Source organism: Nonomuraea sp. NPDC049607 (assembly GCF_040675375.1).
GTDB lineage: Bacteria > Actinomycetota > Actinomycetes > Streptosporangiales > Streptosporangiaceae > Nonomuraea.
The window spans coordinates 143,539-164,872 of sequence record NZ_JBFAOV010000012.1 but is presented as its reverse complement, the minus strand read 5'-3'; the positions used below and the strand labels follow the sequence as shown (position 1 = coordinate 164,872).

Sequence of the window (21,334 nt, the reverse complement as noted above, 5' to 3'; positions counted from 1 at the left end):
CCGGGTCAGGCAGCCGTCGGGCCCGAGCTGCCGGGGCTGGCGTGCCAGAGCTGCCGGGGCGGGGCGGCGATGGCGGGGCCGAGGTCGGAGTAGGGCGAGAGCCGGAAGCCGTTGGCGTACTCGATCTTCCGTCCGCCGACGCCCTGCGACTGTTCCGGGGCCTGGTCGAGCAGGGCGCGGACCGCCTCGACGCCCTCCGCGCGCCACAGCGCGTCCAGGTCGGTCAGGTTCCAGCAGTCCACGGCGCGCATGGAGACCGCGCGGGCCCCCGTACGGCGGACCACTCCCCTGGCGAGCATGAGCCACGAGCCGAACACCGTCGCCGCGCACCTGCCCTGCACCGACTCGAAGAACGTCAGGTCGATCGGGCCCGTCGAGTCGTCGAGGGTGGTGAAGATGACCCGCTGCCCCGAGCGCACGGCGGGCGTCTGGGTGGCCACCTTCACCCCGGCGACCAGCACCTCCGCGCCGTTGCGCTGGGCGAGCAGGTCCTTGGAGCGCACGACCCCGAGCGCGTCGAGCAGCTCGTCGTGGAAGCTGATGACGTGCCGGCTGACGTCGATGCCCAGGATCTCCAGCTCGGCCTCGACCATCTCCGTCTCCGTCATCTCGGGCAGCTCGCCGGGCGGCAGGTGCTCGCCGAAGCCGAGCGGGAGCTGCGTGGACGGCTGCTCGGCCCGGGGGCGGGGCGCCGCCGCGGTGTAGCGCCTGGACCGGGGCGCGGCCGAGCGCACGCCGATCGACGACGCCCGTTCCAGCGCGCCCACCTGGGCGATCAGGTCACGCCGGGTCAGCTCTCCCGGACGCCAGCGGGGACCGCCGGGACGCAGGCCGTGCAGCGCGTCGAGGCCGCCGACCTGGACGATGCGCTCGATGGTCGGACGCGAGGGCCGGGCCCGGTCCCAGAAGTCGGCCAGCGACGTGTACGGCTGCCCCGCCACCATGCGTTCGACCTCCGCCTCGCTCACCCCCTTGATCGCCGAGAACGGCACCCGCAGCGCGTAACCGCGGCCGATCTCCCCGATCCGGAACTCCTGCCGCACCGGACGCCGCTCCTCCCCCAGCTCCGACGGGCTCACCCTCAGCCGCAGCGGCGGACGCGGGCCGAGCCGCTCCACCCGCCAGTCCTTGCCGGACCCGTTGACGTCGAGCGGCAGGATCTCGACCCCGCACTGGCGGGCCTCGTCGATGATGACGCGCGACGGGTACATGCCGGGCTCGTGGGTGAGCACCCCGGCGAAGAACGCCGCCGCGTGGTGCCGCTTGAGCCAGGCCGACTGGTAGGTGGGCAGCGCGAACGCCGCCGCGTGCGCCTTGCAGAACCCGAACGCGCCGAACGCGTCGAGCACCTTCCAGGCCCGCTCCACCGCCGCGTCGCCGAACCCGTTGGCCCTGGCCAGCGGCACGAACGCCTTGCGCACCCGCTCCCGGCCCGCCGGCGTGTCCAGGGTGCGCCGCAACGTCTCGGCGAAGGACAGGTCGCGTCCCGTCATGACCGAGATGACCTTCAGCACCTGCTCGTGGAAGACGACCACGCCGTGCGTCTCCTTCAGCGCCTCGCGCAGCCGCTCGTGCGGGTAGTACGGCTGCCGCCACCCGTGCCTGGCCTCCAGGTACGGGGTGACCATGTCGGAGTTGACCGGCCCCGGCCGGAACAGGGAGATGTCCACGATCAGGTCGTGCATCCGGCGCGGCTCCAGCTTGGCCACCAGCTCGCGCTGGCCCGGCGACTCGATCTGGAAGCAGCCGAGCGTGCGGCTGGCGCAGATCATGTCGTAGGTCTCCTGGTCGTCGTGCGGGACGTACTCGACGCCGGGGTCGTCGCCGGTCTGCTCGTCGAGCCTGACCTCGATGTCGTCCACGCGTTTGACCTCGCTCAGCGCGTACGCCATGGCCGACTGCATGCGCACGCCCAGGACGTCCAGCTTGAGCAGGCCGGCCTCCTCCACGTCGTCCTTGTCGAACTGGGACATCGGGAACTCCAGCAGGCTGCGTTCCACCGGCGTCCTGTCGCGCAGGCCCGAGTTGCCGACCAGCACGCCGCACGGGTGCAGCGCGATGTGCCTGGGCAGCCCGTCGAGCCTCTCGGCCAGCCGGAACACCCGGTCGAGCCCGGCCTCGCCGAGCCGGCTCTCGCGCAGCTCGGGCAGGTCGGCCAGGGACGCGGTGATCTGCCTGGCCCTGATGTGCGGGAACGCCTTGGCGATGGCGTCGATCTCGTGCGGGGGCAGGCCCATCGCGCCGGCGACGTCCCTGATGGCGCTGCGCGCCCGGTAGGTCTCCATCATGGACACGCAGGCCACGCGGGCCTCGCCGTAGCGTTCGAAGATGGCCTTGTAGCAGTCGAGCCGGCGGGCCGACTCCACGTCCACGTCGATGTCGGGCAGGCCGACGCGCCCTTCCGACAGGAAGCGCTCCATGAGCAGGCCGTGTTCGAGCGGGTTCACCTCGCCGATGCCGATGAGGTAGTTGACCAGGCTGCCGGCGCCCGAGCCGCGGATGGCGCAGCGGATGTCCATGCCGCGGATCATGTCGGTGATGCCGGCCACGGCGATGAAGTACCCGGACAGGCGCTTGCGCTCGATGACGTCCAGCTCGGCCCGCAGGCGTTCCCTGGCCTGCCGCGAGCGGTCGAGGCCGCGCCTGACCAGGCCGTCCTCGACGCGGTTGCGCAGCAGCGGCACCGGGTCGCGGCCGATCTCGGGCAGGTTGAGGTCGGGCGGGTCGTTCCTGAGCGCGAGCAGCCGCAGCGGGTCCATCGAGCACGCCTCGGCCAGGCGCCTGGTGGTGAACAGCAGCCGGGCCACCCGTTCCCGGTCGGCGCCGCAGACCTTGGCCGCCACCTGCCACATCTCCTTGGTGCTCTTGAGGTAGGCGTGCGAGGTGGTGCGTTCCAGGTGCCGCGGGTGCAGCGGGACGAGCTGGCGGGCCGCGTCGAGCACGTCCCCGACCTGGTGGTCGGCCGGGTCGAGGTAGCGGGCGGCGTTGGTCAGCACGGCCGGCACGCCGGCGGACTCGGCCAGGCCGAGCATGCGGACGGCCGTGGTGGCGTCGCGGAAGCCGTACTGGTCGACCAGTTCGATCACCACGCCGGGGACGGCGGCGCGCCACAGGCCGAGCAGCGTCCTGGCGTGCTCGTCGCGGCGTTCGGCGATCGCGCGGCCGACGTCGGAGCGCGGCCCGAGCAGCACCACGAGCCCGTCCTCGGCGCCGAACCCGTGGTCGCCGCCCTGCGGCCCGGCCCAGGCGCCGAGCAGCTCGCGGGTCACCTTGGGCGCGCCGCGCTCCCCGGCGGCGTGCGCGGCGGTGACCAGGCGGCACAGCCGTGACCAGCCGCCGGCGCGGGCCAGCACGGTGACCCGGTCCTCGGCGCCGGGACCGGTCCTCGGCCGCGGCGGGCGGAGGCCGGGCGCCGGGGTGGAGGCCGGGACGTCGAGCGCCAGGTTCACGCCGACCACGGGGGCGATCCCGGCGTCCGCGCACGCCTGGACGTGCTTGACCGCGCCGTAGAGCCCGTCGCGGTCGGTCAGCGCGAGGATGTCCATGCCGTGCTCGGACGCCCGGTCCACCAGGGCGCGCGGGAAGGCGGTGCCGTACCGCATGGAGTACGCCGAGGCCACGTGGAGGTGCGGGAACGGGGGCGCCATCAGTCCCACGCCCGCAGCAGCAGCCAGCCGTTCCCGGCGGTGTCGTAGCGCAGCTCGTACGAGCCCACCTCGCGCCCCGGGCTCGCCTCCACCCGCCAGAAGCGGCGCTCGCCGGGGTCGCCCTCGCCGGTCTTCCACCACTCGCGCGCCACGACCCAGTGGTCGAGCACGTTGCGGACGAGGTAGAGCCGGTCGCGCCAGACGAATTGGGTCGGCTCGCCGTCTCTGGTCCACACCTCTATCGGATCGCCATAGAGTCTGCTCAAGACGCTTCTCCCCGCGGCTCTGGTTCGTTTGCTGAGCCACCCGGGGGAAGACGGGCGTGCTTATGTATCGAACATATGTTCTTACGGCCCGAAGCGCAAGTCACCCGCCCGTCTTGTCAGGGGGTTGGCGCCGATCGAGTTGCGGATGCTGAAGGTGACGCTGCCCGCCCGGTACCTGTCGTCGGAGGACTCCACCGGCCGGCCCTCGTGGGTGGTGGTGACGCGGCGCTGGCGCAGGAGCGGGCTGCCGCGCCGCACGCCCAGCAGCCGGGCGTCCTCGGCCCCGGCGGGCACGGCGTCGATGAGGTGCTCGCCGTAGGCGAAGATCAGGCCGATGGAGTCGTACAGGGCCTCGGTGACGGACGCGCAGTCGGCGGGGAGCGCCTCGACGGCGGGGGCCACCCAGCCGGCGTAGACGGTCCGCTCGACGAGGACGGGCTCGCCCTCCAGCGAGCGCAGGCGCAGCACCTCCAGCACCTCGCCCCCATCCTCGCCCGCGCCGAGCCTGGCGGACTCGGGCGCGGTGGCGGACCGGCGGCGCTGGGAGACCACCTGGCCGCCGATGCGGTAGCCGTTGGCCCTGGCCCACTGGGCGAAGCTGTGCAGCTCGGCGAAGCTCTGGCTGCGCGCGTTGCCGAGCACGATGCGCCTGGCGCCCTGCCGCGACCCCACCAGCCCCTCGGCGACCAGCACGGCCACCGCCTGCCGTACGGTCCCGCGCGCCGCCCGGTGGCGGGTGGCCAGCTCGGCCTCGCTCGGGAGCTGGGAGCCGACCGGGTACGCGCCCGTGAGGATGTCATCACGCAGCTCAGCGGCTATCCGTTCATAGCGCGCAACCATTCGCGACCCTCTCCATTCATGAAAGAGCAATGTTTATGCGACTTACTGGTGCTCGCTTGTTTGTACAAGTTCCCTTAGGTTCTTTCCACACCCCCCGGAGAGTGGAGGCGACGTGTTCACACCTCGCGCCCGTACGGCCGGCGTCATCGCGGCCCTTACCGTTGTCACCGCGGCGTGTGGCGCCGCCCCGAGCAGCCAGCAGACCACCAAGACGGCCGAAGGCGGGGCGAACGCGGCGACCGCCGCCTCGGCCGCCGACTTCGGCGGCTTCGACAAGCTCGTCGAGGCCGCCAAGAAGGAGGGCAACCTCCACGTCATCGCACTGCCGCCCGACTGGGCCAACTACGGCGAGATCATCAAGTCGTTCGAGGCCAAGTACGGCATCAAGATCGAGAGCGAGACGCCCGACGCGGCCAGCGCGGACGAGATCAACGCCGTCAAGACCCGCAAGGGCCAGGACCGCGCCCCCGACGTGCTCGACCTCGGCCAGTCGTTCGCGATCAGCGGCGCCAAGGAAGGGCTGTTCGCGCCGTACAAGGTGCAGGCGTTCGACAAGATCCCCGAGGGCCAGAAGGAGCCGACCGGGCTCTGGACCAACGACTACGGCGGCTACGTCTCGATCGGCTGCGACGCCAAGAAGATCGCCAACTGCCCGACCAGCTACGCCGACCTGCTCAAGCCCGAGTACAAGGGCAAGGTCGCGATGAACGGCAACCCGACCAAGTCCGGCTCGGCCTTCGCCGGCGTGTACGCCGCCGCCATCGCGAGCGGCGGCTCCTTCGACGACATCCAGCCCGGCATCGACTTCTTCAAGAAGCTCAAGGACGCCGGCAACTACAACCCGGTCGAGACGACCCCGGCGACCATCGAGAAGGGCGAGACCCAGATCAGCATCGACTGGGACTACAACAACGCCGCCTACGCCCCCCAGATGTCCGCCAAGGGCCTCGACTGGAAGGTGAACGTGCCGACCGACGGCAAGTACTTCCAGATGTACGCCCAGGCCGTCAACAAGGACGCCCCGCACCCGGCGGCGGCCAGGCTGTGGCAGGAGTACCTGTACAGCGCCGAGGGCCAGAACCTCTACCTCAAGGGCTTCGCCCGTCCGGTGCTGCTGCCGTCCATGACCTCCGACGGCACGGTGGACAAGGCGCTGGCCGAGAAGCTGCCCCAGGTCGAGGGCACGCCCGAGTTCCCCACGCCCGAGCAGGTCGACGCGGCCAAGGCCAAGCTGGCCAGCGGCTGGGACGCCGCGATCTCGGGATGACCCGCTCGCGTTCCAGGGGCTGGGCGGGAGCCCTGCCCCTGCTGGCCTTCTTCGCCCTCGTCTTCGGCGTCCCGGCGGTCGCGCTGGTGGCGGGGGCCTTCACCGCCCAGGGACGGCCGAGCCTGGCCAACCTCGCGCAGAGCCTCCAGGGCGGCTATCTCGTCGCCATGGCCGGGAGCGTCAAGCTGTCGGCCGTGGTGGCGCTGGCCGGGGCCGTCCTCGGCACGTTCCTCGCCTACGCCGTGGTGACCTCGCGCTTCACGCTGCTGCGCGAGGCCGTGCTGACCGCCTCGGGCGTGCTGGCCAACTTCGGCGGGGTGCCGCTGGCGTTCTTCTGGATCGCCACGCTGGGCAACTCGGGCGTGATCAGCGGCCTGGTGGGGCTGCCCTCGGGGGCGCTGTACACGTTCTGGGGGCTGGCGATCGTCTACCTGTACTTCGCGATCCCGCTGATGGTGCTGGTCATGGCGCCCGCGCTGGACGGGCTGAAGCCCCAGTGGCGCGAGGCCGCGGCCAACAGCGGCGCGACCGCCTGGCACTACTGGCGCTTCGTCGCGCTGCCGGTGCTCGCGCCCGCGATGCTGGGCGGGGTGGTGCTGCTGTTCGGGTCGGCGTTCTCGGCGTACGCGACCGCCAACGCCATGGTGGGCACCGTCGTGCCGCTGGTCACCCTGAAGATCGCCAGCGCGCTGACCGGTGACGTGCTGGTCGGCTACGAGAACATCGCGCTGGCGCTCAGCCTCGACATGATCGTGGTGGCCGGCCTGGTGATGGCGATCTACCTGCCGCTGCAGAGGAGGAGCTCCCGATGGCTGCGCTGACCGGGCTGGAGCCCGTCGCCGCGGCGGCGGCGAAACCGCCCGCACGGCCCCGCTGGTGGCGCGGCCTGGTGTTCGCCCTGGCCGCGGCCTACTTCCTGATCCCGCTCGGGGCCTCGCTCTGGTACACGATCCACAACCCCGCCACCGGGGTGTCGTTCTCCGCCTACGGCGAGCTGCTGACGGCCGAGGGCTTCGCCCGCTCGCTGCTGATGTCGCTGTCGCTGGCCGCCGCGACGATCGTGCTGGTCCTGCTGCTGGCGCTGCCGGCGATGCTGGCCGTACGGCTGTTCGCGCCGCGGCTGCGGCCGGTGATGGAGGTGCTGTGCACGCTGCCGCTGGTGGTGCCGCCGATCACGTTCGTGGCCGGGCTGACGACCTCGCTGCGTGACGGGGCCGATCTGCTGGCGCCGACGCCGTTCTGGGGCACGCTGATCGCGATCCAGGACCCGGGGTTCCCCGTCGTGCTCGTGCTCGCGTACGTCGTGCTGGTGCTGCCGTTCGTCTACCGCTCGCTGGACGCCGGGCTGCGCACCATGGACGTGCGCACGCTGGTCGAGGCCGCGCGGAACCTGGGCGCGTCCTGGCCGCACGTGCTGCTGCGGGTCGTGGTGCCGAACCTGCGCTCGGCCCTGGCCAGCGCGTCGTTCCTGACGCTCGCGCTGGTGCTCGGCGAGTACACGGTGGCCAGCCTGCTCGGGTACGAGCCGTTCGCGGTGTGGATCGTGACCGTCTCCGGCTCCAAGGGGCAGCTCTCCGTCGCGGTCTCCATCCTCAGCCTGCTGCTCATCTGGGCGTTGCTGCTCGCCGTCTCCACCGTCTTCAGTGGAAGGAAGAAATCATGACCGCTCAGGTGGAGTTCCGCGGGCTGCGCCGGGTGTTCGGCAGGACGGTCGCGCTCGACGGGTTCGACCTGACCATCGCCCCCGGCGAGTTCGTGGCCCTGCTCGGGCCCTCGGGCTGCGGCAAGACGACGGCGCTGCGCTGCGTGGCCGGGTTCGAGCGGCCCGACTCCGGCGCGGTGCTGCTGGACGGCAAGGACATCACGAACGTGCCGGCCAACAAGCGCGACGCCGGGATGGTCTTCCAGTCGTACTCGCTCTTCCCCAACCTCAACGCCCGCGACAACGTGGCCTTCGGCCTGCGCGTACGCAAGGCGCCCGCGGCCGTCCGGCACGCCAGGGCCGCCGAACTGCTCGAACTCGTCGGGCTCCCCACGCACGCCGACCGTTTCCCGCACGAGCTGTCCGGCGGCCAGCAGCAGCGCGTCGCCCTGGCCCGCGCGCTCGCGCTCGAACCGCGCGTGCTGCTGCTGGACGAGCCGCTGTCGGCCCTCGACGCCAAGGTGCGCGTGACGCTGCGCGAGGAGATCCGCCGGCTGCAGCTCGACCTCGGCATCACCACCGTCTTCGTCACCCACGACCAGGAGGAGGCCCTGTCGATCGCCGACCGGGTCGCGGTGCTGCGCGAGGGGCGGCTGGAGCAGTGCGGGCCGCCCGCCGAGGTCTACGACCGTCCGGCCACGCCGTTCGTCGCCGAGTTCGTCGGGGCCATGAACCACCTGGCCGGGCGGCTCTCCGGCGACGGCGTGACCGTGTTCGGCCAGCTCCTTCCCGTGGACGGCCCGGTGCCCGCCGAGCCCGACGTGGACGTGCTGATCCGGCCCGAGGCCGTACGGGTCACGCCCGACCCCGACGGGCGGGCCGAGGTGCTGGCGGCGTCCTTCCGGGGGGCCTCGGTGCGGCTGCGGCTGTCGCTGGAGGGCGGCGAGGTGCTGGCCGACGTCCCGGGGCACGAGGCGGCCCGGCTGGGCGCTGGGGCCCGGGTCACGGTCCGGCTGGTGGAGCGGCCGGTGCTGGTGGCCGCCCGTACGGTCACGGCGCCCGCGCCGGTGTTGTCGGCCGATGCCTGAGGCGCTGCCCGACGCGGTCCAGGTTGATGCCGTCCCTGCCGACGCTGTCCTGTTCGACGCTGTCCTGTTCGACATGGACGGCACGCTGGTGGACACCGAGGGGCTCTGGTGGCAGGCCGTGGCGGCGGTGGCCCGGTCGCTGGGGCGCTCGCTGACGGCGGCCGACGCGCCGCACGTGGCGGGCCGCACGGTGGGCGACACGGCCGCGTACCTGGTGGACGGGACCGGCGCCGGATCCTCTGGCGAGGTGGCGGAGGCGCTCACCGAGGCGTTCGCCGAGCGTGTCAGGGAGGGACTGACGGTCCTGCCGGGGGCGCCGGAGCTGCTGGCCGGGCTGGCCGCGGCCGCCGTGCCGACCGCTCTGGTGACCGCCTCCCCCCGGAGCATCGCGGAGCTGGTGCTGCCCCGGCTCGGGCACGCGTTCGACCTGGTGATCACCGACGGGGACACCGCCCGCGGCAAGCCGCACCCGGACCCGTACCTGGAGGCGGCCCGCAGGCTGCGGGTGGCCCCGGCGCGGTGCGTGGCCGTCGAGGACAGCCCGGCGGGCGTGGCCGCGGCCACGGCCGCCGGCTGCCGCGTGCTGGTGGTGGACCCCGCACACGGGCTGGCCCGGGTGCGGGCCGCGCTGCTCGGCGCTCCCCCGCACGGGGGATGAGCACGCCTCCCGCAGGGGAGGGACGGGCCCGCGGCCGTCGGCAGGATGCCGTTCATGAGCATTGTCAGGACGCCCGTCGCGGCGCTCGCGCTGGTGGTCCTCTACGGCGGCCTGCGCGTCTACTGGGAGCTCGGCCACATGCCGGCGCGGATGTCGCCGATCGGTCCCGATCTGATCGTGTTCACCGGCTGGGCGGCGGTGGGCCTGTGCGCGGCGGCCGCGGCGGCGCTGGTGGTCATGATGACCGTGCGCCCGGACGGCCCGCTCGGGTGGGCGCCGCCGGCGCTGGCGTGGGCGGTGGGCGGCGCGCTCATCGTGTCGGGGGCGCTGCTGCTGCTCGACGTGGTGTCCGCGGTCGTCCCCGGGCTCGGCATCCCGTTCTCGTGGACGGGGGCGCTCAGCAAGGCGGCCTGCGTGGGCTCGGGGGTGCTGCTCTGGCGGTCGGCCGCGGCCTACCGGCGGCGGGCCGCGGCGACCTGCGAGGCGTGCGGGCGCGGGCCGCGTTCGGCCAGGGCGCTCGGCCGTACGCCGGGGTGGGCCTTCGCGGCGGCCTACGTGTCCGTGGCTGGTTGCCTGGCGCGGATCGCGGCGCAGGCGGCCGTGGGGTTCGACGCCGTGCCGTACCGGGCCGGGGCGGTGGCGTTCGAGGTGGAGTTCCTGCTGGCCGGGACGCTGCTGCCGCTGGCGCTCGTCCACCGGTTCGGGCGGGTGTGGCCGCGATGGGTGCCGTGGCTGGCCGGTCGGCCGGTGCCGCGCCGGCTGGTGCTGTGGCCGGGCGCGGGGGTGTCCGGCGGGCTGCTGGCCTACTTCGGGGTGGCGCTGGGGCAGATGGCCGCCGAACGGCTCGGCGGGGGCGTGCCGTTCTCCGGGGGCGACCTGCCCGAGGCGTTCTTCTGGGTGGCCGTGCCCGGGTACGTGGTGTGGGGCGCCGGGATGGCCGTGGCGGCCTGGTCGTACGCGCGGCGTACGCGTACCGCCTGCGAGATCTGCGGCGGATAGCCGTCAATCGGTAAGCTGACCCGCCGTGAGCGGTGATATATCCCAGATCGGGCGCTACCGGCTGCTGAGCGTGCTCGGGCGAGGCGGCATGGGCACCGTCCACCTCGCCGAGGACCCGGCCGGGCAGCAGGTCGCCATCAAGGTGATCAATCCGGAACTCAGCCAGCACGAGCAGTTCAGGATGCGCTTCCGCCGGGAGGCCGACGCCGCTCGCCGCGTGCGCAGGTTCTGCACCGCCGCGGTGATCGAGGCCGCGCTCGACGGCGACCTGCTCTACGTCGTCACCGAGTACGTGCCCGGCCCCAACCTGGAGGAGGCCGTACGCCGGTCGGGGCCGCTGCGCGGGTCCAGCCTCGACGCCCTGGCCGTCGGCGTGGCCACCGCGCTCACCGCCATCCACGGCGCCGGGGTGGTCCACCGCGACCTCAAGCCGTCGAACGTGCTGCTGTCCCCCGTCGGGCCGCGCGTGATCGACTTCGGCATCGCGCGGGCGCTCGACACGCTGGGCGGCGTCACCGGCACCGGCGAGCTGGTCGGCACGCCCCGGTACATGGCGCCCGAGGTGCTGCGCGGCGAGCCGGTCTCGCCCGCCTGCGACGTGTTCTCGTGGGGCTGCCTGATCGCGTTCGCGGCGAGCGGACGGGCGCCGTTCGGCGGCGACACGCTGCCCGCCATCGTCTACCAGGTGCTCAACACCGAGCCCGGCCTCGACGACGTCGACCCCGGCCTGCGCGAGCTGGTCGGGGCCGCGCTGCGCAAGGACCCGGCCATGCGGCCCACCGCGCAGCAGCTCCTCGACCACCTCGTGGGCCGCTCGGCGGCGCCCGCGCAGGCGGCGCACACCGTGCAGGTGGCCTGGCAGCAGGCCACCACGCCGTTCACCGAGGTCGCGCCCCCGGCCGGCACAGCAGCCAACACAGCGGCCAACACGGCGGCCGGCACGGCGGCGAAGCGGCGCGGCAGGCTGCTCGGAATCGGCGCGGCCGCCGCGGCGGTGCTCGTGGCGGGCTCGGTCGCCGCCTGGGCGATGCTCACCCCGGGCGGGCCGCCCGACGACCTGGGCGTCCTGTACCGCGAGGACTTCACGCAGACCTCCGGCGGCTGGCTCGGCACGTACGACCCCACCACCACGGGCAGCAAGGGCTACCGCACGGACGGCACGTACGGGCTCGACGTGGCGGACGGCCGCGAGGAGCAGCGGGCCAAGGCCCCGATCCCCTTCCTCGTCGCCACGCCCACGACCACGCCCGATCCCTCGGCCACGCCCACGCCGATGTTGCCGTCGTCGGTGGTCGTCGGCGTCACCGCCGAGATCCGGGAGTCCGCAGGCAACGGCGAGTACGGCGTCTACTGCCACGACTCCGACGACGACGACACCTACTACGAGTTCGGCCTCGACCTCCAGGGGAACGCGCGGATCCGCCGCGTGTACGACGGCGCGGGCGGCACGCTGACCCAGCCCGCCAAGGTGGCCAAGCCGGAGGGACGCGTGCGCATCGTGGCCTCGTGCGAGCAGCGCGGCGCGGCGGTGCGGCTGACGATGTGGGTGAACGACAAGCGGGTGGCACAGGCCGACGACCCCAACGGGCTCGGCAACGGGCACGTCGGGCTGTTCGCGCGTACGCCCAAGGACAGCGAGTCGTCGCTGAAGCTGACCTTCGACGACTTCGAGCTGCGGGGGCAGAAGGAACCCCAGGCGGGCCTGCGTTCATGACGGCCATCGGGGTAGGGGATGCGGATGGCGAAGCTCATGGACCGGGTGCGCGCGTACCTGCGCAGCCCTGAAGGCAGGCAGAACGTGGAGAAGGCCAAGCGCATGGCCCGCGACCCGCAGAACCAGGAGAAGGCCCGGCGCTTCCTGAACCGATTCCGCACCCGCCCACACTGACGGCCCTCTCCGTCCGCCGCCGCTGACTGGCCCCTCCGGCCTCAGCCACTGACGGGCCCTGCCGCCCGCCGCCGCTGACCGGACGCTGCCGGTCGCCGGCCTGATCGGGGACGCTCAGAGGACCCCGGCGCGGGCGGCGGCCAGGGCGGCGTCGGCGGCGCGGTCGGCGTCCCGCTCGCTCACCGGCTCGTGCGCCACGAACAGCCGGTAGTAGACCGGGGCGACGGCCACCCTGATCACCTCCCGCACGTCGACGACGTCGGGCAGCTCGCCACGGGCGATCGCCCGCCGGACCACCTCGGCCGACTGGTCGTGCCGCGCGGCGAAGAACTCGTGCAGGGCCCGCGCCGCCTGCGGGTCCTGGACGGCCGCCGCCACGAACGCCGACGACACCGGCCCCATCTCCGGGTCGGCGAACCCGCTGCGGACGAGCTGGACGACCCCCCGCAGGTCGCCCTCGACGCTGCCGGTGTCGGGGATCGGCCACGGCTCGTCCTTGGCCAGCTCCAGGGCGTCGGAGATCAGGCCCTCCACGCTGCCCCACCGCCGGTAGACGGTGGTCTTGTGCACGCCCGACCGCTCGGCCACGTTCTCGACCGTCAGGCCGCGGAACCCGTGGGCGGCCAGCTCGGCCAGGGTCGCCTGGCGCACGGCGTCGCGCACCCGCGCGCTGCGCCCTCCCGGACGCCTGCTCGTCTCCAAAAACTACTCCAGTTGCTTTTACGGCTCGACCTGTGCCAAACTAAAGCTACAACAGTTGCGATTGGAGTTCCATCCTGATCAACGTCCGCAAGCTCAGCAAGTCGTACGGCGACCGCGCCGTGCTCACCGAGGTGTCCCTGTCCGTGGGGCCCGGCGAGCGCGTGGCCGTCGTCGGCGAGAACGGCTCCGGCAAGTCCACGCTGCTCAGGCTGCTGGCGGGCGTCGAGCGGCCCGACGACGGCGAGATCACCGTCACCGGCGACGTCGGCCACCTCGGCCAGACCCTCGGCCTGCCGCTCGGCCACACCGTCCGGCAGGCGGTCGACCACGCGCTGGCCGGCCTGCGGGCCATGGAGCGGCGGCTGCGCGAGCTGGAGTCGTCGCTCACCGACGACGTCATGGACGAATACGGCGAGCTGCTGACCGCCTACGAGGCCCGCGGCGGCTACGAGGCCGACGCGCGCGTCGACAGGGCCTTCCACGGCCTCGGCCTGGCGCACGTCACCCGCGACCGGGTGCTGTCGAGCCTGTCGGGTGGCGAGCGCGCCCGGCTGGGGCTGGCCTGCGTGCTGGCCGCCGACCCCGCAACGCTGCTGCTCGACGAGCCGACCAACCACCTCGACGAGCCCGCGCTGACCTGGCTCGAAGAGCGGCTGCGCGGGCACCGGGGGCCGGTCGTCGTGGTCTCGCACGACCGGATCTTCCTCGACCGGGTGGCCACCGCCGTCCTGGAGGTCGAGGAGGGGGTCGTCACCCGCTTCGGCGGCGGCCACACCGGCTTCCTGGCCGCCAAGGCGGCGGCGCGGGCGCGGTGGGAGCAGGCGTACGCGGCCTGGCGCGAGGAGGTCCGGCAGGTGCGCCAGCACGCCGCCACCACCGCTCACCGCGTGGCGGCCGGGCGGGCCATGAAGGACAACAACAAGATGGCCTACGACCGCAACGCGGGCCGCGTCCAGAGCTCGGTGGCGGCCCGGGTGCGCAACGCCCACGAGCGCCTGCGCCGCCTGGAGGAGGACCCGGTCCCGCGTCCGCCGGCCCCGCTCCGCTTCCGGGCCGCCTTCCGCGGTCCCGCCCCGGCGGGCGACGGTCCCGGCACGCCCCGGCCCCTGGTGGAGCTGCGCGACGTCCACGTCGGCGACCGGCTCCACATCGAGTCGCTGACCGTCCGGCCGGGCGAGCGGGTGCTGGTGAGCGGGCCCAACGGCGCGGGCAAGTCGACGCTGTTGCGGATCATGGCCGAGCGCGCCGCGTGCCGGGCCGGCCACCTCCTCCAGGACGACGACTTCGACCCCGGCCTGCCCGTGCCGGCCGCGCTCGGCCACGACGGCTACGCCGACGAGCGTCGCGCGGCCCTGCTGGACACCGGCCTCTTCCCGCCGCACGTGCTCGGCCAGAAGGTGGGCGCGCTCTCGGTCGGCCAGCGGCGCCGGCTGTCGCTGGCCAGGCTGCTGATCCGGGAACACGACCTGCTGCTGCTCGACGAGCCGACCAACCACCTGTCGCCGACCCTGGCCGACGAGCTCGACCACGCGCTCGCCGCCTACCCCGGGGCGGTGGTCATGATCACCCACGACCGCGCGCTGAGACGGCATTTCTCAGGCACCGAGATCCGACTGACAGGGGGACACGTATGTTGACCATGATTCCCGAAGGCGCGCCCTACGGCGTGGCCACCGCCGCCGACGGCGCGCTCTGGTTCACGCTCGTGCACCAGGGCCGCGTCGGCAGGCTGGTGCCGGGGCGCGAGCCGGTGATCCACCAGCTCGACCCGGCCGACGGGCAGCCCGGGGTGATCGTGCCCGGCCACGACGGCGCGATGTGGTTCACCGAGGGCAAGGGCGGCCGGGTCTGCCGCATCACCGGCGACGGCCAGGTCACCGCGTACGCGGCCGACTCGCCGTACGGGATCGTCGCCGGGCCCGACGGGGCGATGTGGTTCACCCAGATGGGCAGCGGGCGCATCGGGCGCATCGGCGGCGCGGGCGAGCGGTCCGACTTCGACGTGCCGGTGGAGGGCGGGATGCCCGCCTTCATCACGGTGGGCAGCGACGACGCGCTCTGGTTCACGATCAACCAGGGCCACGCCGTCGGCCGGATCTCGTTGTCCGGGGAGGTCAGCGTGCATCCGCTGCCGACCGAGGGGGCCGCCCCCGTGGGCATCACGCTGGGGCCGGACGGGGCGGTGTGGTTCGTGGAGATCGGCGCCGGGCAGGTCGGCCGGATCGATCCGGCCGGGAAGATCACCGAGTTCCCGTTGCCCGATCGCGCCTGCCGTCCGCACGCCATCGTGGCCGGTCCCGACGGCGCGCTCTGGTTCACCGAGTGGGCCACCGGGCGGCTCGGCCGCATCACGGTCGACGGCACGATCGAGGAGCACCCGCTGCCCTCGGTGCCGCCGTCCGCGTCCGCCGGAGAGGGCGCCCCGAGCCCCGCCGAGGGCAGCGAGCCGCACGGGCTGACGGTCGGGCCCGACGGAGCGATCTGGGTGGCTTTGGAGGCCGGCGCCCTGGCCCGCGTCACGCCCACCCCCGACTCGGCACCCCGGTGAGCCGCCCGTAGCGACGCGCCACAACTGGCGGGCGCGCGGCGCGGCGCGGGGCGCGGAGAGGCGCGGCGTGGGTGCGGCGGGGGTGCGGCGGGGTGCGGCTTGGTGGGTCAGGGTGGCGGTGGGAGGGCGGGGCGGAGTTGACTGGGGGGATGCATGCCATCATCGTCTCCGCCCAGGGCGGTCCAGAGGTTCTCGAGTACGTCGAGCGTCCCGATCCGGTGCCGGGCGACGGGGAGGTCGTGGTCGACGTCGCGGCCAGCGGGGTCAACTTCATCGACATCTACCACCGTTCCGGCGCCTACCCGCTCTCCCTGCCGAGCCCGATCGGGTCCGAGGGGGCGGGCGTGGTCTCGGCCGTCGGCCCGGGGGTGCACGAGTTGGCCGTCGGCGACACCGTGGCCTGGGCCGGCGTGATGGGGAGCTATGCGGACAAGGCCGTGGTGCCGGCCGACCGGTTGGTGCCGGTGCCCGACGGCGTGTCCGCCGAGGTGGCGGCGGCGGCGATGCTCCAGGGCATGACCGCCCACTACCTCACCCACTCGACGTACGAGGTCAAGGAGGGCCACCAGGTCCTGGTGCACGCCGGGGCCGGCGGCATGGGCCAGTTGCTGATCCAGCTCGCCAAGCTGCGCGGCGCCAAGGTCTACAGCACGGTCTCCACGCCGGAGAAGGAGAAGCTGGCCCGCGCGGCGGGCGCCGACGAGGTGCTGCACTACGACGACTTCGCCGAGGCGTTGCGCGGCCGGATCCACGTGGTCTACGACGGCGTGGGCAAGACCACGTTCGACGGCGGTCTGGAGGCGCTGCGTCCGCGCGGCCTCATGGCCCTCTACGGCGCGGCCAGCGGCCCGGTCCCGCCGATCGACCCCCAGGTGCTCAACCGCAGCGGCTCGCTCTTCCTGACCAGGCCCACGCTCGTCCACTACGTCGCGGAGCGGGAGGAGCTGCTCTGGCGGGCCGCCGACCTGTTCGGCTGGATCTCCTCCGGGCAGCTCAGGATCAACGTGTCCGAGCGCTACCCGCTGGCCGAGGCGGGCCGGGCCCACGAGGACCTGGCCGCCCGGCGTACGACCGGAAAGTTGCTGTTGATTCCCTAGCGCTACGCTCACCCCTTGTGGACATCAGTGCGGCAGTTTGGTCCTTCGCTGCCGTCGTCGCGCTCCTGACGATCACGCCGGGGCTCGACACGGCTCTCACCCTGCGCACGTCGCTGCTCGTGGGCCGGCGTGCCGCCTGGGGGGTGGTGCTGGGCATCCAGCTCGGCACGCTCGTCTGGGGCGTGCTCACCGCGGCGGGGCTGTCGGCGCTGCTGGCGGCCTCGCGGCCGGCCTACGACGTCCTGCGCTGGGCGGGGGCGGCGTACCTGGTGTGGATGGGGGTGCGCATGCTCCTCACCAAGGCGCGGGCCGGCGAGGAGGAGGACGGGCAGCACGCGTTCGGATTCGGGAAGGGGTTCCGGCGCGGGCTGCTCACCAACCTGCTCAACCCCAAGGTCGGGGCGTTCTACGTGGCGATGTTGCCGCACTTCATCCCGGCCGGGGCGCCGCACGCGGCGATGGGGCTGCTGCTGGCCGGGGTGCACGCGGCCGAAGGGCTGCTGTGGAGCACGGTGCTGATCGGGTTCGCCTCGCTGATGAGCGACGTCCTGCGGTCGGCCCGCGTACGGCGGGTCCTCGACCGGGTGACCGGCGTGGTCATCGTCGGGTTCGGGCTCCGGCTGGCCCTTCACGACTGACCCCGGGGCCGATCCGGCAGCCGCTTTCCGGACGTTTCCAGAAACAGCAGTTTCCAGAAACCGGACTTTCCTTTATTTCTCGCTAATCTTTGAACTCATTTCGCATTCGCTCCCGTACGTCCCCACACAAGCAATTCCTTCGGGACAAGGAGCGAAATGTTCACCACCCGCACCACCGTCGGCGCGTCGGTGCTCGCCGCCGCGTTCGTCCTCGCGGCCGTTCCCGCGAGCGCCCAGACGCAGAGCCAGGCCCCCGCGGCCTCCGCCTGCCGCCAGATCGTCATCACGGGGTCCAACGTGGGCGTGCGCGAGTTCGCCTTCAACAACGGGCAGGTGCTGCAGACACGCAAGACCGGCAGCGTCCTCACCTCCTGCCAGTTCCTCAGAGGCAACGGCAGCAACGGGTACACCCCCAAATGCGGGGCCAGTGGTTACAACTGGTACCAGGTCAACATCAAACCCACGCGCGACGAGATCGGCCTCGTGGTCACGAAGGGGTACGTGCCCGCCACCTGCGCCCGCGTCCGCTAGCGTCGCCGCCGGTTCCCTTCCAGGACACTGCGCCGGGAAATGGGGCAGGGTGAGGTGCGTGAAGACAGCGTTCGTGCTCGGTGGCGGTGGTGTGCTCGGTGCTCACGAGGTGGGCATGCTTCAGGCGCTCGACGACTTCGGCGTCCAGCCCGACCTGGTCGTCGGCACGTCGGTGGGCGCGCTCAACGGCGCGCTCATCGCCGCCGACCCGGCGCGGGCGGTCGACCGGCTGACCTCGCTGTGGCGGTCCGACATCGTGCGCACGGCGTTCGCCGGGTCGTGGGTGGCCCGGCTGTCCACGCTGGCCAGGACCGGCACCCACCTGCACCCCAACGGCCCCCTGCGGGACGTGCTGGCCGGGACGGTGCGCACGGAGCTGATCGAGGAGCTCGCGGTGCCGTTCCAGTGCGTGGCGGCCTCGGTCGAGCGGGCCGCGGCCCACTGGTTCACCAGCGGGCCGCTGGTGGAGGCGGTGCTGGCGTCGTGCGCGGTGCCGGGGCTGCTGCCGCCCGTGAAGATCGACGGGGAGCACTTCTTCGACGGCGGGCTGGTGCACAGCATCCCCGTCGGCCGGGCCGTGCAACTCGGGGCCAGGCGGGTCTACGTGCTGCACGTCGGCCGGATCGAGCGGCCGCTGACCGCGCCCCGGCGGTTCTGGGAGGTGGGGATGGTGGCGTTCGAGATCGCGCGGCGCTACCGGTTCGCCGAGGAGATGGCCACGTTGCCGCCGGGAGTGGAGGTGCACGTGCTGCCTGCCGGGGTCGGTGAGCCGCTGTCGCCGTTGCGCTACCGGGACCTGTCCCAGATCTCCACCTACATCGACCGGGCGTACGAGGCTTCTTCTCGTTATCTGCGGACAATAGGAGGATGAAGACCCAACCTCAGGGAGGCTGACCCAAGGGAGGCCACCGATGCTCCCGCCGCGGATCGTGCGCCGGATCATCCTCGCGCCGCTCGTGATCGTGGTCACCGTGCTCGTGCTGGTGACGCTGCCGTTGTGGCTCCTGGTCACGTTCGGGGCCTCCTTGCGGCTGCCGCCGCCGCAGCGCAGGGGGCTGCGGTTCGTCTGGTTCGGGGCGGCCTGGCTGACGCTGGAGTCGGCGGTGCTCATCGCCTGCCTCGGGCTGTGGCTGTCGGGGGCGTTCGGCCGGGCCCGGCGCCAGGAGCGGCACTACGCGCTGATCCGCTGGTTCCTGTCGAAGGTCTACGCGGTGGCCGTGCGGATCTTCAGGCTGACCCTGGTCGTCGAGGAGCCGCCGCCGACCCCGCAGGAGCGCGCCGCCCGGCTGAGCCGCCCGGTCGTGGTGCTCTCCCGGCACGCCGGGCCGGGCGACTCCTTCCTGCTGATCTATCTCCTGCTGTCCCGGTACGAACGCCGCCCCCGGATCGTCATGAAGGCCGCCCTCCAGTACGACCCCTCGCTCGACGTCGTGGTCAACCGGCTGCCGAACGCCTTCGTGCCGCGCCGGTCCGGCCGCGAACGGGTGGTCGCGGAGATCCGGCGGCTGGCGACGACCATGGACGACCACGACGCGCTGGTGATCTTCCCGGAGGGCGGCAACTTCACCCCACGCCGGCGGCGGCTGGCGATCCGGCGGCTGGAGGAGAAGGGGCTGGCCGAGGAGGCGGAACGGGCACGCGGCATGGACCACCTGCTGCCGCCCCGGCCGAACGGCGCCATCGCCGCGATCACCGCCTGCCCGGAGGCCGACGTGATCTTCGTCGCCCACACCGGCCTGGACGACCTCGTCACGATCGGCGACGTGTGGCGCAGGCTGCCGTACGCGGCGCGGATCACGGCCAAGTGGTGGCGGGTGCCGGCGGCCGAGGTGCCCCGGGACCGGGAGAGCCAGGTCCGCTGGCTGTACTCCCACTGGGAGGAGATCGACGCCTGGATCACCGCCCAGCGTTCCACGCGGGACGGGGAAACGCCGCCGGACCGGGAAACGGCCCGGGATCAGGAGGCGCCACCGGATCAGGAAGTGGTGCCGGATCAGGGTGAGGGGGCGCCCGGCGGCAGGTAGGGGACCGGGGCGGGGCCGTCGCGCAGCAGGCCCAGCAGGGCGTCGGTGTCGAGGTTCTCCTCGATCAGGTCGCCCAGGGCGTCGAGGCGGGCCTCGCGCAGACGGGCGAAGTCGGTGTCCGGGGCGGGGACGAAGGCGCGCCCGGCCCGGTCGGCGACGTCGGCCAGGAACGCCCGCCGGAAGGCGTCGTTCTCCAGGGCGCCGTGCCAGGTGGTGCCCCACACGTCGCCGGCGCGGCAGCCGTCCAGGAAGGGTTCGCCGCCCTCGACCGTCGCCCGGCCGTGGTGGATCTCGTACGCGCTGACCGGCTCCCCGTAGGCCCGCCCGACCGGCCGTCCGAGCCGCTTGTCCGGCGCGAACTCGACCCGCACGGGCAGCAGCCCGAGCCCGTCCACCCGGCCCGCCCGCGACTCCACCTCGTCCACGATCTCCCGGCCGAGCATCTGAAACCCGCCGCAGATCCCCAGGACGGGCCCGCGCCGGGCGAGGAGGGCATCGGCCAGGCCGGTACGCCGCAGCCAGGCCAGGTCCTCGACCGTGGCCCGCGAGCCCGGCAGCACCACCAGGTCGGCGTCGTCCAGCTCGACCGGGTCGGTCACGAAGCGCACCACCACACCGGGCTCGGCGGCCAGCGCGTCCAGGTCGGTGAAGTTCGAGATGCGCGGCAGCCGGACGACCGCCACCCGCAACGTCTGCCTGCCCAGTGGCCGGCCGGTCGCGACCCGGCGGGAGTCCAGCGCGAGGGAGTCCTCGACGTCCAGCCAGAGGCCGTCGAGCCAGGGCAGCACGCCGTACACCGACCGGCCGGTGAGCTTCCTGAGCATGTCGAGGCCGGGTTCGAGCAGCTCGCGGGCGCCCCGGAACTTGTTCACGACGAAGCCGGAGACGAGGGCCTGGTCGGCCGCGTCCAGCAGCGCGACCGTGCCGTGGAAGGCGGCGAACACGCCACCCCTGTCGATGTCGCCGACCACGACGACGGGCAGCCCGGCGGCCCTGGCCAGGCCCATGTTGGCGATGTCGCCGCGGCGCAGGTTGATCTCGGCGGGGCTGCCGGCGCCCTCGCAGATCACCACGTCGTACCGGGCGCGCAGCCGTTCCAGGGAGGCGAGGGCGGTGGTCCGCAGGAGGTCCTTCAGCGCGCCGTACTCCATGGCGTCCACGTCGGCGACGGGCTCGCCCAGGAGCACGACCTGGCTGCGGCGGTCGCTGCCCGGCTTCAGCAGGACGGGGTTCATGTCGGCGACCGGTTCGAGCCCGGCGGCCTGGGCCTGCATGGCCTGGGCGCGGCCGATCTCGGCGCCGCCGGCGGTGACGTAGGAGTTCAGCGACATGTTCTGGGCCTTGAAGGGCGCCACGCGCACGCCCTGACGGGCCAGCCAGCGGCAGATCCCGGCGGTCACCACGCTCTTGCCCGCGTCGGAGGTGGTGCCGGCGACCAGCATCGCCCCGGTGAGCCGCGCAGCGTTCATGCAGATCACCGTACATGAGCCCCAAACTGC

20 protein-coding genes are annotated in these 21,334 nt (G+C 73.2%); 15 read left to right on the top strand and 5 right to left on the bottom strand.

The genetic code is table 11. The features are described 5' to 3' along the window. Positions 1–5: 5 nt before the first annotated feature. The 3 genes from dnaE to AB0J97_RS24390 form a co-directional block, all read right to left on the bottom strand. On the bottom strand, positions 6–3,647 hold the full coding sequence (gene dnaE / locus AB0J97_RS24400) for a DNA polymerase III subunit alpha (protein ID WP_364092219.1): 3,642 nt from the start codon (positions 3,645–3,647) through the stop codon (positions 6–8). Next, positions 3,647–3,913, bottom strand: coding sequence for a DUF6504 family protein (locus AB0J97_RS24395; RefSeq protein WP_357705037.1), 267 nt, complete (start codon positions 3,911–3,913; stop codon positions 3,647–3,649). Before AB0J97_RS24395 ends, dnaE begins: the two co-directional genes overlap by 1 nt. A gap of 81 nt (positions 3,914–3,994) precedes the next feature. Beyond that, a complete protein-coding gene (locus AB0J97_RS24390) occupies positions 3,995–4,753 on the bottom strand; it encodes a GntR family transcriptional regulator (RefSeq protein WP_364092216.1) in 759 nt (252 codons plus the stop codon). A gap of 112 nt (positions 4,754–4,865) precedes the next feature. Between AB0J97_RS24390 and AB0J97_RS24385 the strand changes: the two genes are divergently transcribed. Genes AB0J97_RS24385 through AB0J97_RS24350 form a run of 8 tightly spaced genes read left to right on the top strand, consistent with a single transcriptional unit; the run spans position 4,866 to position 12,295 of the window. Further along, entirely contained in the window at positions 4,866–6,020 is a 1,155-nt protein-coding gene (locus tag AB0J97_RS24385; RefSeq protein WP_357705032.1) for an ABC transporter substrate-binding protein, read from the top strand. Further along, on the top strand, positions 6,017–6,841 hold the full coding sequence (locus tag AB0J97_RS24380) for an ABC transporter permease subunit (RefSeq protein ID WP_364092214.1): 825 nt from the start codon (positions 6,017–6,019) through the stop codon (positions 6,839–6,841). Before AB0J97_RS24385 ends, AB0J97_RS24380 begins: the two co-directional genes overlap by 4 nt. Continuing rightward, a complete protein-coding gene (locus AB0J97_RS24375; RefSeq protein ID WP_357705028.1) occupies positions 6,829–7,683 on the top strand; it encodes an ABC transporter permease subunit in 855 nt (284 codons plus the stop codon). The genes AB0J97_RS24380 and AB0J97_RS24375 overlap by 13 nt, the downstream gene beginning before the upstream one ends. Further along, positions 7,680–8,750 (top strand): ABC transporter ATP-binding protein, encoded by a 1,071-nt coding sequence (locus tag AB0J97_RS24370; protein ID WP_357705026.1) that lies wholly within the window; start codon positions 7,680–7,682, stop codon positions 8,748–8,750. The genes AB0J97_RS24375 and AB0J97_RS24370 overlap by 4 nt, the downstream gene beginning before the upstream one ends. Beyond that, a complete protein-coding gene (locus AB0J97_RS24365; protein ID WP_364092211.1) occupies positions 8,743–9,408 on the top strand; it encodes an HAD family phosphatase in 666 nt (221 codons plus the stop codon). Before AB0J97_RS24370 ends, AB0J97_RS24365 begins: the two co-directional genes overlap by 8 nt. A gap of 54 nt (positions 9,409–9,462) precedes the next feature. Next, the gene (locus AB0J97_RS24360; RefSeq protein ID WP_364092210.1) at positions 9,463–10,407 is read left to right on the top strand and encodes a hypothetical protein; all 945 of its coding nucleotides are present in this window, start codon (positions 9,463–9,465) and stop codon (positions 10,405–10,407) included. Positions 10,408–10,432: 25 nt separating this feature from the next. Further along, the gene (locus AB0J97_RS24355; RefSeq protein ID WP_364092208.1) at positions 10,433–12,121 is read left to right on the top strand and encodes a serine/threonine-protein kinase; all 1,689 of its coding nucleotides are present in this window, start codon (positions 10,433–10,435) and stop codon (positions 12,119–12,121) included. Positions 12,122–12,145: 24 nt separating this feature from the next. Next, positions 12,146–12,295, top strand: a complete 150-nt coding sequence (locus AB0J97_RS24350) for a hypothetical protein (protein ID WP_357705018.1) — start codon at positions 12,146–12,148, stop codon at positions 12,293–12,295. A 114-nt stretch (positions 12,296–12,409) separates the two neighbouring features. On the opposite strand, the gene AB0J97_RS24345 is transcribed toward AB0J97_RS24350, so the two are convergent. After that, the gene (locus AB0J97_RS24345) at positions 12,410–12,997 is read right to left on the bottom strand and encodes a TetR/AcrR family transcriptional regulator (protein ID WP_357705015.1); all 588 of its coding nucleotides are present in this window, start codon (positions 12,995–12,997) and stop codon (positions 12,410–12,412) included. Positions 12,998–13,116: 119 nt separating this feature from the next. Between AB0J97_RS24345 and AB0J97_RS24340 the strand changes: the two genes are divergently transcribed. The 7 genes from AB0J97_RS24340 (at position 13,117) to AB0J97_RS24310 (ending at position 19,835) form a co-directional block, all read left to right on the top strand. Continuing rightward, complete coding sequence (locus AB0J97_RS24340; RefSeq protein WP_364092205.1) at positions 13,117–14,634, top strand: ABC-F family ATP-binding cassette domain-containing protein; 1,518 nt, start codon at positions 13,117–13,119, stop codon at positions 14,632–14,634. Next, complete coding sequence (locus AB0J97_RS24335; RefSeq protein ID WP_364092203.1) at positions 14,628–15,545, top strand: virginiamycin B lyase; 918 nt, start codon at positions 14,628–14,630, stop codon at positions 15,543–15,545. The genes AB0J97_RS24340 and AB0J97_RS24335 overlap by 7 nt, the downstream gene beginning before the upstream one ends. Before the next feature lie 149 nt (positions 15,546–15,694). Beyond that, complete coding sequence (locus AB0J97_RS24330) at positions 15,695–16,642, top strand: quinone oxidoreductase (protein WP_364092201.1); 948 nt, start codon at positions 15,695–15,697, stop codon at positions 16,640–16,642. Between the two features lie 17 nt (positions 16,643–16,659). Beyond that, entirely contained in the window at positions 16,660–17,280 is a 621-nt protein-coding gene (locus AB0J97_RS24325; protein WP_364092199.1) for a LysE family translocator, read from the top strand. 156 nt (positions 17,281–17,436) lie between these two features. After that, the gene (locus tag AB0J97_RS24320; RefSeq protein ID WP_364092197.1) at positions 17,437–17,811 is read left to right on the top strand and encodes a hypothetical protein; all 375 of its coding nucleotides are present in this window, start codon (positions 17,437–17,439) and stop codon (positions 17,809–17,811) included. 58 nt (positions 17,812–17,869) lie between these two features. Continuing rightward, on the top strand, positions 17,870–18,682 hold the full coding sequence (locus AB0J97_RS24315) for a patatin-like phospholipase family protein (RefSeq protein WP_357705002.1): 813 nt from the start codon (positions 17,870–17,872) through the stop codon (positions 18,680–18,682). A 40-nt stretch (positions 18,683–18,722) separates the two neighbouring features. Beyond that, positions 18,723–19,835: a 1-acyl-sn-glycerol-3-phosphate acyltransferase gene (locus AB0J97_RS24310; protein ID WP_364092195.1), complete on the top strand. Its 1,113-nt coding sequence runs from the start codon at positions 18,723–18,725 to the stop codon at positions 19,833–19,835. Here the strand turns inward: AB0J97_RS24310 and AB0J97_RS24305 are convergent. After that, complete coding sequence (locus AB0J97_RS24305; RefSeq protein WP_364092193.1) at positions 19,805–21,304, bottom strand: cobyric acid synthase; 1,500 nt, start codon at positions 21,302–21,304, stop codon at positions 19,805–19,807. The genes AB0J97_RS24310 and AB0J97_RS24305 overlap by 31 nt on opposite strands. Positions 21,305–21,334 lie beyond the last annotated feature (30 nt).